Below are 12,892 nucleotides of genomic sequence, written 5' to 3'. Positions count from 1 at the left end.
AAAGGTAGTTAAAAAAATATAAAAAATGTAACCTTTTTCAATTTTTACTTTTATCTTTGCACAACTTTTTCAAAATAACAAACCTTTTTTACAATAATTATAAATAATGAAATTTTTAACTACACTCACAGTCGTGCTTTTTAGCACTTTTTGTTTCGCACAGGCGTCACTGCCCAACGTACAACTGAAAGATTTACAAGGCAAAGCAGTAAACCTTTCTGATTACAACTCTAAAGAAAATCCTATCATTGTTAGTTTTTGGGCTACGTGGTGTGCTCCGTGTATCAAAGAACTAAAAACATTTAGTAAACACTACAAACAATGGCAAGATGAGTTCGGTACGGAACTAATCGCCGTTTCCACAGACGATGCAAAAACCAAAAACCGAGTAAAATCGCAAGTAAAAGGAGCAGGTTGGCAATACACCATTCTTATGGACGATAACCACGAACTGAAAAGAGCCTTAAACGTTGCCAACATTCCTTACACACTTATCTTGCACAAAGGCAAAGTAGTGTATGTACACTCGGGCTATACCCCTGGTATTGAGACTGAAATCTACAAGAAACTACAATCTTTATCCAAATAAACTATGCGTAAATTTTTACTAACTTCAGGAGTTTGTTTGATTTCGGTAGTAGGTTTTTCGCAACTTCGTGTCGGTTTTGAATCGAACTCACAATATTACATTGATGACAACAAAATAAAATTAGATACTGAGGAAGCCAAACATCGATTCCGTTCTAATAATTATCTGAAAATTGACTATCGTGTCAAAAATTTTGAATTTGGGATACAGGGCGAGTCATACGCACCAAAAGCATTATTGCAATACAATCCGCAACTGAAAGATTATCATATCGGTACAGCTTTCGCCCGTTATAACAATACGCAAAAAGGTATCGACATTACAGCTGGGCATTTTTATGAGCAATTTGGCAGTGGTTTGGCTCTTCGTTTGTGGGAAGACCGTGCTTTGGGAATCAATAACGCTCTTTTTGGCGGACGAATCAAATGGAACTTACAAGACATTTTTCAGTTGAAAGTTCTCGGGGGAAGACAGCGTATCGGTATGGGATTTGACTTTTCCAAAGGATTTGTTTTAGGAAGCGATGCCGAATTAGATATTAGTCAACTACTTAAAAAAGAAGATTATACGCTCAAAATTGGAGGTTCATTGACGATGCGAAATGAGGATATTACTAAAGAACAGCCTCAATCCAAAAAAAACACTTCTGTTTTTGGTTTTCGAACCGATTACAGCGGAGAAAAATTCAATTTCAGTGGAGAATACTTGTACAAAACCAAAGATATCCATTTTGAGCAGGATCAATTTTTTCCTAAAGTCAATCGACCAGGTAATGCCTTGTTAATCAATATGGGATATAACAATAATGATAACATAGCTTTTAATATAAACCTTCGTCGTTTGGAGAATTTCAGATTTTTCTCACAACGAAATATCGCTGATAACATCTACAATTATGGTGTAATCAACTACATACCAGCCCTGACTAAGCAGTACGAACATAGTTTACAAAACATATATGTGTATCAGGCTCAACCACAGATTGTTTATGATGGTTTTCCCAAAAAACAAGGAGAAATTGGAGGACAATTCGACCTATTTTATGAAGCCGAAGCAGGGTCTTTCTTGGGTGGAGCAACAGGAGCAAGTTTTGCTATAAATGGTTCGTATTGGGCGGGACTTAAAAACGATATAAAAACAACTACTCGTAAGGACAAATATGGTGTCGAAATAGAAGAAATAGAACTGAATACTCCGCTTATTGGTATGGGAGAGAAATACTATCACGACATTGCCGTAGAATATCGAAAATCATTTACAGATAACTTTACGACTGTTTTTTCGTATTTGAATCAATATTATAATAGTTTACCTATTATTCAAAAGCCATACATTGTAAAAGCACATACGATTTCTGCGGAAGGAATGTATTTTTTATCTGACACACAATCCGTTCGGTTAGAAATGCAACATCAATGGGCTAATGAAGATTTGAAAAATTGGATAGGCAACACATTAGAATATATTCCTAATGCACGATGGTCGTTTTTCGTAAGTGATTTGTACAATTATGGCAACGACGAAAAGGACAAGAGAATCCATTATTACAATGTTGGTACTTCGTTCTCTTACAAAACCACTCGTGTAGCTTTAAGCTACGGAAGACAACGCGGTGGCATTTTGTGCGTGGGTGGAATCTGTCGTATCGTACCAGAAGCAGCTGGGCTGACACTTAATATTACTACAAATTTTTAGTGGCTAAAATACATTTAAAAATAAAAAAGTGGAAGAATAATCTTCCACTTTTTTATTTTATGTACTTTTATTGGTATCCTAATATTTTCAGCATTTCTTCTACTTTTTGCTGTTCCATAAACAGATGCGTATTTATTTTTCCTTCTTCATCTTTATCAATCAAAATAATTTTTGGTTGCGGAATTAGGCAGTGTTGCAATCCTCCCACGCCTCCAATAGTATCCTGATAAGCTCCTGTATTGAAGAAACCAATATACAAAGGCTTGTTCTTATTATATTTAGGCAAGTAAATAGCGTTCATATTCTGCTCACTATTATAATAATCATCGCCATCACAGGTCAGTCCACCAAGCAATACTCGCTCATACTCATCATACCAGCGATTTATAGGAAGTAAAACAAATCTCTTGTTAATAGCCCAAGAATCAGGTAAAGTAGTAATGAAAGATGAGTTGATCATATTCCATTTTTCTCGGTCGTTTTGTTGCTTTTGGTACATAATTTCATAAATAGCACCACCTGCTTCTCCTACTGTAAAACTTCCAAATTCTGTAAAAATGTTAGGTACAGGCACTTTTTCTTGCTCACAAGCAATTTTTATTTGGCGGATAATTTCATCAACCATATAGGCATAATCGTATTCAAACGCCAATGAACTCTTTATCGGAAAACCTCCTCCTATGTTAAGGCTATCTAATTCAGGTGCAACTTTTTTAAGCTGAATATACACTTTCAAACACTTCAAAAGTTCGTTCCAATAGTAGGCATTATCTTTTATTCCTGTATTGATAAAAAAGTGTAACATTTTGAGAGTTACCTTTTTATTATCTTTAATTTCTCTATTATAGAAAGGAACGATGTTTTTATAACCAATTCCCAATCGGCTGGTGTAAAACTCCGAACGCGGGTCTTCTTCCGATGCAATACGAATACCTATGTTATATTGTCCTTCAATTTTCTTATCAAAAAGATTGATTTCCTCGTAGTTATCAATAATTGGCATACACTTATCAAACCCACGATTTACCAAATCTGCAATGCCATCAATATAACCATTACGTTTGAAACCATTGCAAATGATATAATTATCTTTTGTAATTCGTCCTTCTTTTATCAAATTATTGATAATATCTATATCAAAAGCCGATGAAGTTTCCAAATGAATATCATTTTTCAACGCTTCAACCATAACGTGCTTGAAATGAGAGCTTTTAGTACAATAACAATAATTGTAATTCCCTTTGTATCTGTGTTTTTTGATAGCTTTTTCAAACCAGCGTTTTGCTCGTTGGATATTTTCAGAAATTCTGGGAAGATACATAAATTTGAGTGGTGCACCATACTGGCGAACAAGTTCCATCAAATCAATATCGTGAAAGCGAAGCTCATCTCCTTCTAATCTGAATTCTTCTTGTGGAAAATAATAAGTTTGGTCAATTAAGTCTATGTATTTGTTTTTCATTAGTTTAGTATGTAATTTGAAGAATAAAATAAATAATTGTTTTTCAATAACTTTTGTTAAGGAAATTTATTCCTTGAAGCAAACCTTGAAAAAACATTAAATACGCAAAGGAGACAAACCCTTAATTTGGATTCGACTTCGCTCTTTTTCAACCAAATCTGAATGAAAATAATTAAATGAGTAATCTACCTTAAACACAGTGTCAGATATGCTTATCTTTTCAATAAATACAACGTTCATTTTAAGCTATTATTCTATTGATTGTCAATTTCATACATAAAAATAGTGGTATCACGACACACACGAGGCAAAGTTAACTATTTTCTTCAAAAAAAAAAGTTAAATTTTTTCGGATTAAGAAGAGAAAATACAAATTGAAAAATTTTGTTTTTGCATCTATTTTTTTGTACATTCGCACAAATCTTTAAAAAATGAGAAAGCTTCTGTTTATATTACTTTTTTTCATTTGGAATTTTGCTTTATCACAAGATGTTAAACCCGAAAAGGACTTAAAAGTTGGGCTTGTTCTAAGTGGTGGTGGTGCTAAAGGTTTGGCTCACATTGGTGTTCTGAAAGTTTTGGAAGAAGCGGGTGTGCGTATCGATTACATTGGAGGGACGAGTATGGGAGCTATTGTTGGAGCAATGTACTCTGCTGGATATTCAGCACAAGAATTAGATTCCATATTTCAGCAGTTGGATTTCAAAAAACTACTACAAGACCAAACTTCTCGCCGAGCAAAATCCTTACACGAGAGATACTTACACGACAGATACGCTGTTGCTCTTCCTTTCAATAATTTCAAATTAGGATTTCCTCGTTCTGTTTCAAAAGGGCAAAATTTATACAATGAATTCGTTAAACTATTGTATCCAGTGAGCGATATTCACGATTTTTCAAAGCTACCTATTCCCTTTCTGTGTGTGGCTACAAACATAGAAACGGGAAAAGCAATGCAATTGGAAGGCGGTTTTCTACCCAAAGCCATTATGGCAAGTGGTGCCTTTCCTTCGTTATTTGACTTGGTAGAAATTGATGGAAACTTCCTAACAGATGGCGGTATTGTAAACAATTATCCCATTGAAGAAGTTAAAGCAAAAGGAATGGACATAATCATAGGAGTTGATGTACAAAGTCCTCTTTATACGAAAGAAGAATTGGCTTCTGTCTTTGGAATATTATCACAAATTAGTTCTTTCCCAATGGTAAATGATATGACCGAAAAATCACAAAAAACGGACATCTACATAAAACCGAACATACTGGGATTCAATGTTGTTTCTTTTGATAAAGGAAATACAATCATCAAAAATGGAGAAGTTGCTGGAAGACAATTTCTGGAAAGACTAAAAAAAATAGCTTCACTTCAGAAAAAAGAAAACTACACAAGAGAAAAAGTTGAAAAAATAGATTCTTTTTACTTAAAAGATATTCATTTTCACGGAAATAAACATTATTCACGAAGTTATTTGAGAGGAAAATTACACCTTAAGGAACTTGACAGGAAAATATCTTTCAAAGAACTTGAAGATGGAATATCCAACTTAATGGCAACTCGAAATTTTCATTCTATCAGTCACCAAATTCGACATACATACGAAGGCGAACATATTGATTTTGTTATAAAAGAAAATCCCGAACGAACCTTTTTGAAATTTGGATTGCATTACGACAATTTATTCAAAACGGGCTTTTTGTTCAACTACACAAAGCATTACGCTCTGCAAACCGATGATTTTCTGTCGTTAGATGTAGTTTTAGGAGACAATTTCCGCTATCAATTTGATTATTTTGTAGATAAAGGTTTTTACATCAGTTATGGAATTCGGTCAAGGCTTAGTCAATTCAATAGAAAAATAAATCCCAGATTAATAGCTAATTATGATATTGAAGTTTCAAACATTAATAAGCTAAATGTTGATGCAATTGATTGGATTAATCAGCTTTATTTTCAGACGCTTTTAGGCAACGGATTTGTTTTTGGACTAGGATTAGAACACCGAAAAGTCAAAATTGATACTGAAAATATATTTCATTCGGAGGCAAAAAATAACCCTTCTTATCGTGAAAATTCACACTTTGGAAGTACGTATGCTTATCTGAAATATGATTCATATAACAATGCTTTTTTCCCCACAAAAGGTGTTTATTTTAATTCTGTTTTCAATCTTTATCTTTTAGGAACTGCCTATAAGAATTTCAATCAATTTTCTATGGGAAAGGCAGAATTAGGTTTTGCAATTCCTCTATTTCCAAAGATATCAACACGTTTGGATTTTGGAGGGGGCTTCACTCTTGGAGGAACGAATGTTTATTCTTTAGATTTCTTTTTTGGAGGATATAACAAAAATGCTTTCAGTAATTACATTCCTTTTTACGGATATGATTTTTTAAGTTTCGGTGAAAAAAATTACTTAAAAGCTGATATTACACTCGACATCAATCACTTCAAACAACATCACATACTACTTCACGCAAATTTTGCCAAGGTTGACAATAATCTTTTCGATAGTTTAAACTGGAAATCCTACCCTGATTTTTCTGGCTACGGAATTGGTTATAGTGTTGATAGCATTTTGGGACCTATTGAGTTAAAATGTACCTATTCTCCTGAAATTAATAAAGCCATTTGGTTCTTCAACGTAGGTTATTGGTTTTAAAATAGATAAAAATATTTGATGTTCTTTTGCTTTTCATTTTTCAATTTTAGCGTTATATTTGCCTCTTCGTAATAAACTTTAATTTGTATGGAATGTATCAGCGTTTTTGATATGTTAAAAATAGGTGTAGGCCCTTCAAGTTCACATACATTAGGTCCTTGGAGAGCTGCTGAAGCCTTTCTTAAAGAGCTAAAATCTGAGGGATTACTTGCTAAAACCCAAAAAGTACGTGTCGATTTGTATGGTTCCCTTTCCCTAACAGGAAAAGGACACGCAACGGATTTAGCAGTAATGTTTGGGCTTAGTGGTGCTGACCCTGAGTACGTTCCTATTGAAAGCTTGGACGTAATTATAACGGCTATAAACAAAAATCAAGAAATTTGTTTAGGCAACGAGTTTATTATAAAATTCAACCCAACAGAAGATATTGTTTTTAATCGAAATTTCTTATCCTTCCACGCCAATGGCATTACTTTTACAGCTTGGGGAGATAATTTTGAATATAATTCTACTTTTTATTCTATTGGAGGAGGATTTATTGTCAAAGAAGATGAAAAAACACTTCCAAAAACATCTCCACAAACAAAAAAATTCCCTTTTCCAATCGAGAAAGCAACAGAATTACTGAATTATTGCCATAAAGAAGGTAAAAAAATATCCGAAATCGTCTATGAGAACGAAAAATCATTACGTTCAGAGGAAGAAATTGATAGTGAATTGCTCCGTATTTGGCATACAATGCTCGAATGCACATATATTGGTTGCCATACCGAAGGGGTGCTTCCAGGAGGGCTAAACGTTCGACGACGAGCTTACGATATTCACAAAAACTTAATCGGTGTAGTTACGTATAACAATCCCGAAAGTTGGCTAATTTCCATCAAAAAAACAGAAATCAAATTCCGTGAGATTCTAAAATGGGTAAACTGCTTTTCGCTGGCTGTCAATGAAGTAAATGCTTCATTAGGACGTGTAGTTACAGCACCAACTAACGGAAGTGCAGGTGTAATTCCTGCTGTGCTTTTGTATTATTTAGTTATTGAAAACCATAATGCTACACAGGAAGATATAAAACGATTTTTACTGGTTGCTGGTGAAATTGGAAGCTTGTTCAAAAAAGGGGCTACAATTTCTGCTGCAATGGGAGGATGTCAAGCTGAAATTGGTGTGTCTTCAGCAATGGCTGCAGCAGGGCTATGTGAGCTTATGGGAGGTTCGCCCGAGCAAGTTCTTATCGCTGCCGAAATCGCTATGGAACATCATTTAGGACTTACCTGCGACCCTATTGGCGGATTGGTGCAAGTTCCTTGTATTGAGCGAAATGCAATGGGAGCCATCAAAGCCATCAATGCCGCTGAATTGGCAATTGAAACCGACCCAAAAAATGCAAAAGTGCCTCTTGATAAAGTAATAAACACTATGTGGGAAACAGCTAAAGATATGAATTCCAAATACAAAGAAACCTCAGAAGGAGGCTTGGCTGTAGCTGTGAATATTGCAGATTGTTAATTTTTTTGATTTTTACAGAAATGTACATTAATTGTAATGGAGAATTAGTTTCACTAAAAACTCCCAAAGTGATGGGAATTCTTAACATAACTCCTGATTCTTTTTTTCAAAACAGTCGGGTTACTCAAACCGATGTATTAAATCGGGTGGAAGAAATGCTATCACAAGGAGCTGATTTTATTGATATTGGGGGATATAGCTCACGTCCCAATGCAAAGGAAGTATCAGTTGAAGAGGAACTAACACGGGTAATTCCCATTGTGAAATCAATTACTAAAACTTTTCCGAAAATCAGGCTTTCTGTCGATACGTTTCGTAGTGAAGTAGCTCGGCAATCTTTACTTGAGGGAGCTTGTATTATAAATGATATTTCCGGAGGAAATCTTGATAATCAAATGTTTGAAATTATAGCAGAATTCCAAGTGCCTTACATAGCGATGCATATGATTGGAACGCCTCAAACGATGCAAAATCATACGAACTACACAAATATCATTACTGAAATGATTTATTATTTTTCTAAAATCAAAGCTAAAACTCAAGGTTTTGGAATTAATGACATCATTATTGACCCAGGATTTGGTTTTTCAAAGACTTTAGACCAAAATTATGAGATACTCCAGAAATTAAATTTATTTAATGCTTTGGAACTTCCTATTTTAGTTGGGATTTCTCGTAAATCAATGTTATATAACCTTCTGGAAATTAATCAAGATAAAGCACTCAACGCAACTTCAATCGTAAATACAATTTCCTTAATGAAAGGAGCTAACATTTTGCGAGTACACGATGTAACGGAAGCCAAAGAATGCATCAAGATTTTTAACAAAACCTTTAACAAATGAAAAAAATTGCTCTTACCATATTTGTATTGCTACTGATTTCTTGCAACAAACGAGATGTTTGGCTACCACAAGTTAATCAATGCAATCTTATGACAGAAATCAACGATTATTCTGTAATTTACATCTTTTTTGATGAAGCCACACAAAAAGCGGATTTGAACAAAAATAATTTAATCACCTCAACGCATTGGGTTTTCAATATTGACAGGCGTTTATCTCTTATTGAAGCAGGAAAAAACATCGTTGAGTTACAAGAAAAAAAAGATGCTCCTAACATTCATAAAAATCCTAATTCCCGAAATTTTTTCTCAGTGGCTGATATGGGAGATAAAAAACTGAAATTTCTTGAATTCACCAAAACAAATTTTTCATTATCAGAAGAAAAACAAAACACAAATAACATACTGAAAGAAAAAGATTTAAAAGATTTTTCGGAAAATATCAAAAATAAAAAAATGAATTTCCCTGATACCATTTCGTTGAGCGGAGATATTTCTTTTCAAAATTTTATTGTATTTTTACAGAAAATTCAAGATGAGGGCATCTTTTTCAAAAATATAATCATCATTAAAAATAAATCCTTTGAAAATATTTGATATCCTAAATTTTACTATAGTAGATGTAATTGATATTCTTCTGGTTGCATTGTTGCTTTACTACGTTTACAAATTGGCTCGTGGTACGGTTGCTGTTAATATTTTTATGGGAATTGTAATTATTTATCTCATTTGGAAGATTACCGAAGCCTTACAAATGCAGCTACTTAGTAGTATTTTAGGACAGTTTATTGGCGTGGGAGTCTTTGCTCTGATTGTTGTTTTTCAAGAAGAAATACGAAAATTTTTACTTACTATTGGTTCTACAAACATCGCAGCCCGAAATAAATTCTTTAAAGTTTTCCAATCCTTAAAAGCCGCTAAGAATAAATCAAATTTAGATGTAAGGAAACTAATTTCCGTTTGTAAAAAATTGGGTTCCACAAACACAGGAGCGTTAATTGTACTGGAAAGAAACGTTCCACTAAATTTTGTAAAGGAAACTGGTGATGATGTTAACATACAAGTTTCAGAACCTATCATTGAGAGTATTTTCTTCAAAAACAGCCCTTTACACGATGGTGCAATTGTAATTAGTGGCAATTACATCGTGGCAACACGTGTAATTTTGCCCGTTGCTGGAGAAAACAGGCTTCCCAAACATTATGGATTACGACATCGGGCAGCAACTTCAATTTCGGAAAAAACGGACGCAAGTGCTATCGTGGTTTCGGAAGAAACTGGAAAAATCTCATATATCAAAAATGGTAATTTTGTTAGTTTTAAAACTGATGAAGAACTCATCAGTATAATCGAAAAAGACCTGAATTAGCGTTTTTTATGAAAGAAGATTTCTTGCAATATCTTTGGAAATACAGAAAAATCCAGCAAAATTCTATTCTTACCTCAGGAGAAACCCTATTTATTCAATCAATTGGTGAACATAATCTTCTTTCGGGTCCTGATTTTTTCAATGCACAGCTAAAAATTGGAGAACAATTATGGGCTGGAAATGTAGAAATACACTTAAAATCATCACATTGGTATGCTCATCGTCACGAACAAAATAAAGCCTACAACAATGTAATTTTACACGTGGTTTGGGAACACGATGTGGAAGTCTTTAACAACAATCAACAGATCATTCCAACTTTAGAACTTAAAAATCAAGTTGATACAAAAATTCTGAATTCTTATAAAAAACTTCTACTTTCGAAACATAACTTCATTAGTTGTGAAAAATATTATTCAAAGGCGGAAAATATGGTTTCTTCCTCTTGGAACAATTTTCTGTTTAAAGAACGTCTAAAGCAAAAATCGGATTATGTTGAAAGTCTCCTTAAACAAACCAAATCGGATTGGGAAAAAGTACTTTTTTTGATGCTTCTGAAAAATTTTGGAGGAACTGTAAATGGAGAAATTTTTCTTGAAATGGGAAAAACAATTGATTTTTCAATCATTCGAAAGGAAAGAAATATTTCTCTACATTTGGAAGCATTATTTTTTGGTCAAGCTAACTTATTATCAGAAAATTATGAAGATTTTTATTACAAAAGTTTACACAAAGAATATCAATATCTAAAAAATAAATACAACTTAAATTCTTTAGTAACAAACGTACATTTCTCAAGATTAAGACCTCAAGGATTTCCTACCATCAGACTTTCACAACTAGCACAATTATACGAAAAAACAGAAAATTTATTCTCAAAAATCATTGAAATTCAAGAAATAAAAGATTTACGAGAGATTTTCTCGATTACCACTTCCGAGTTTTGGGAAAATCATTACACTTTTGGCAAAACTTCTCCAAAAACTAAGAAGAAGATTTCTAACTCACTAATAGAGCTAATTTGGATAAATACAATCATTCCTATTAAGTACCTATATTACAAATCATTAAATAAAGATATTACTCCAATATTAGCAAAAAGTTTACAAGGTATTACTCCAGAAAAAAATGTTATTATTGAGAAATTCGAAAAGTTAGGAAAAATCTCAGAATCAGCTTTTGACACTCAAGTTATACTACAGCAATACAAAAATTATTGCCAAACCAAACAATGCTTAAATTGTGCAATTGGTACCTTTTTATTAAGAAATGAACTGAAAACCTAATTATCTTCAATCTCTTATAAACAATTTGTTAATAAATTATTTTTATAAAATCCGTAACTCTTTCCATATTATAACAAAAAATTGTTGTATCTTCGCCTGAAATTTAGATACAATATATCGTTTTTATGAAGAAATTATTTATTCTATCACTTGCAGCAATAAGTTTTGTTGCCTGTGAAAAAAAAGAAAGTAACATCATTATCTCTGGGAAAATCAAAAACCATAATGGAGGTAATTTTCACTTAATGGGAGGAAGTATTGAAAAGGATTTAAAAGTTAATCCTGATGGCAGTTTTACTGATACTCTCAGCAAATCAAACTATTACACAATTTTCAATGATGCTGGATTTTATGTTCCTTTATATCTGGAGCAAGGTGACAGACTAAACATCGAAGTTGACCTTTCGCAAATGCCAGCCAATGTTAAACTTTCAGGAAAGGATACCATTGCGAGCGTTTACTTGCGGGAAAAAGCAAAACTTGATGAGGAAATTCAGACAGAATTTTCAAAATTGTTCTCTAAAAATGCTGAAGAATTTAAGCCTTCTTTGGCTGAAGTTAAAGAGAAGTATTCCAACCTATTAAATAATCAAAAAGGATTATCAAATAATTTTGTTTCAACAGAAAAAAAATCTATCGAATATTTTGATTTGCACTTAAAATCTGTTTATTCTCGAATTCACGAAAATTTGACAGGAAATAAAGTAACAAATCCTGCTGAATTTGAACAAGAAGTTGCAAAGGTAGATTATGACAATGCTGAAGATTTTGAACTTTATTCTGCATATTCAAGATTGTTAACAGATAATTTCTACTCAAAACTTGGTTTAGAAAACCCAAATTGGAGTAATATGGTTGATTATGTTCGTGGTTTGAAATCCGAAAACATTAAAAGTCACCTTTCTGAACTTTTATCACAAGGACTATCAGCAGGAAATTCTCCTGAACTTAATGAAAAAATCTTGAACGTTATTAAAGATTTTGCAAAAAAAGAAGATTTAGTAAAAGATGCTGAAGCAAGAATTTCTCTTTTCCAAAATATTGCTCCTGGAAAACCTTCTCCTTCTTTTAGCTTTGAAAATTTTGCAGGAGGAAAAACTTCTCTTGAAGCTCTAAAAGGAAAAGTAGTTTATATTGATGTTTGGGCTACTTGGTGTGTTCCTTGTTTGAACGAAATTCCTGCTCTTCAAGAGCTTGAAAAAGAATACCACGGTAAAGATGTTGCTTTTGTTAGTATTTCAATCGACCAAAACAAACAAAAATGGATTGATTACCAAACATCTCAAAAACTTTCTGGAATTCAGTTGTATGCTGAATCTGAAGCAGAAAGAGCTTTTTCTGATGCGTATGGAATTAAATCTATTCCACGTTTTATTTTGATTGACAAAAATGGAAATATCATCAACGCGGATGCTCCAAGACCTTCTAATCCTTCAATTAAAGAACTAATAAACAAAAACTTATAAAACAAAAAAGGC

General features: G+C 33.1%; 10 protein-coding genes. 9 read left to right on the top strand and 1 reads right to left on the bottom strand.

Features of this window, described 5'->3' with window-relative positions; all coding sequences use genetic code 11:
* Positions 1-106: 106 nt before the first annotated feature.
* Together CGC48_RS10110 and CGC48_RS10105 are read left to right on the top strand one after the other, a co-directional pair.
* Complete coding sequence (locus CGC48_RS10110; RefSeq protein WP_018279021.1) at positions 107-589, top strand: TlpA family protein disulfide reductase; 483 nt, start codon at positions 107-109, stop codon at positions 587-589.
* A 3-nt stretch (positions 590-592) separates the two neighbouring features.
* Positions 593-2,284: a DUF6029 family protein gene (locus CGC48_RS10105; protein ID WP_098029469.1), complete on the top strand. Its 1,692-nt coding sequence runs from the start codon at positions 593-595 to the stop codon at positions 2,282-2,284.
* Positions 2,285-2,351: 67 nt separating this feature from the next.
* On the opposite strand, the gene CGC48_RS10100 is transcribed toward CGC48_RS10105, so the two are convergent.
* Positions 2,352-3,746, bottom strand: coding sequence for a type III PLP-dependent enzyme domain-containing protein (locus CGC48_RS10100; protein WP_018279023.1), 1,395 nt, complete (start codon positions 3,744-3,746; stop codon positions 2,352-2,354).
* 431 nt (positions 3,747-4,177) lie between these two features.
* On the opposite strand from CGC48_RS10100, the gene CGC48_RS10095 reads away from it, so the two are divergent.
* The 7 genes from CGC48_RS10095 to CGC48_RS10065 all read left to right on the top strand — a co-directional run bounded on the left by CGC48_RS10095 (position 4,178) and on the right by CGC48_RS10065 (position 12,880).
* A complete protein-coding gene (locus tag CGC48_RS10095; RefSeq protein ID WP_098029468.1) occupies positions 4,178-6,406 on the top strand; it encodes a patatin-like phospholipase family protein in 2,229 nt (742 codons plus the stop codon).
* An 87-nt stretch (positions 6,407-6,493) separates the two neighbouring features.
* Positions 6,494-7,915: an L-serine ammonia-lyase gene (locus CGC48_RS10090; RefSeq protein WP_098029467.1), complete on the top strand. Its 1,422-nt coding sequence runs from the start codon at positions 6,494-6,496 to the stop codon at positions 7,913-7,915.
* A gap of 20 nt (positions 7,916-7,935) precedes the next feature.
* A complete protein-coding gene (folP, locus tag CGC48_RS10085; RefSeq protein ID WP_098029828.1) occupies positions 7,936-8,760 on the top strand; it encodes a dihydropteroate synthase in 825 nt (274 codons plus the stop codon).
* Positions 8,757-9,356 (top strand): hypothetical protein, encoded by a 600-nt coding sequence (locus CGC48_RS10080; protein WP_098029466.1) that lies wholly within the window; start codon positions 8,757-8,759, stop codon positions 9,354-9,356. The genes folP and CGC48_RS10080 overlap by 4 nt, the downstream gene beginning before the upstream one ends.
* A complete protein-coding gene (locus CGC48_RS10075; protein WP_098029465.1) occupies positions 9,343-10,128 on the top strand; it encodes a diadenylate cyclase in 786 nt (261 codons plus the stop codon). The genes CGC48_RS10080 and CGC48_RS10075 overlap by 14 nt, the downstream gene beginning before the upstream one ends.
* 8 nt (positions 10,129-10,136) lie before the next feature.
* Entirely contained in the window at positions 10,137-11,414 is a 1,278-nt protein-coding gene (locus tag CGC48_RS10070; protein WP_098029464.1) for a DUF2851 family protein, read from the top strand.
* A gap of 125 nt (positions 11,415-11,539) precedes the next feature.
* On the top strand, positions 11,540-12,880 hold the full coding sequence (locus tag CGC48_RS10065; protein ID WP_098029463.1) for a TlpA family protein disulfide reductase: 1,341 nt from the start codon (positions 11,540-11,542) through the stop codon (positions 12,878-12,880).
* Positions 12,881-12,892 lie beyond the last annotated feature (12 nt).

Source organism: Capnocytophaga cynodegmi (assembly GCF_002302475.1).
GTDB lineage: Bacteria > Bacteroidota > Bacteroidia > Flavobacteriales > Flavobacteriaceae > Capnocytophaga > Capnocytophaga cynodegmi.
This window is presented reverse-complemented; position numbering and strand designations above follow the sequence as displayed.

What these genes read in the sequence shown, in the direction of transcription:
- CGC48_RS10110 (WP_018279021.1), top strand. Translation starts at nt 107, where the DNA reads ATGAAATTTTTAACTACACTCACAGTCGTGCTTTTTAGCACTTTTTGT.
- CGC48_RS10105 (WP_098029469.1), top strand. Translation starts at nt 593, where the DNA reads ATGCGTAAATTTTTACTAACTTCAGGAGTTTGTTTGATTTCGGTAGTA.
- CGC48_RS10100 (WP_018279023.1), bottom strand. Translation starts at nt 3,746, where the DNA reads ATGAAAAACAAATACATAGACTTAATTGACCAAACTTATTATTTTCCA.
- CGC48_RS10095 (WP_098029468.1), top strand. Translation starts at nt 4,178, where the DNA reads ATGAGAAAGCTTCTGTTTATATTACTTTTTTTCATTTGGAATTTTGCT.
- CGC48_RS10090 (WP_098029467.1), top strand. Translation starts at nt 6,494, where the DNA reads ATGGAATGTATCAGCGTTTTTGATATGTTAAAAATAGGTGTAGGCCCT.
- folP (WP_098029828.1), top strand. Translation starts at nt 7,936, where the DNA reads ATGTACATTAATTGTAATGGAGAATTAGTTTCACTAAAAACTCCCAAA.
- CGC48_RS10080 (WP_098029466.1), top strand. Translation starts at nt 8,757, where the DNA reads ATGAAAAAAATTGCTCTTACCATATTTGTATTGCTACTGATTTCTTGC.
- CGC48_RS10070 (WP_098029464.1), top strand. Translation starts at nt 10,137, where the DNA reads ATGAAAGAAGATTTCTTGCAATATCTTTGGAAATACAGAAAAATCCAG.
- CGC48_RS10065 (WP_098029463.1), top strand. Translation starts at nt 11,540, where the DNA reads ATGAAGAAATTATTTATTCTATCACTTGCAGCAATAAGTTTTGTTGCC.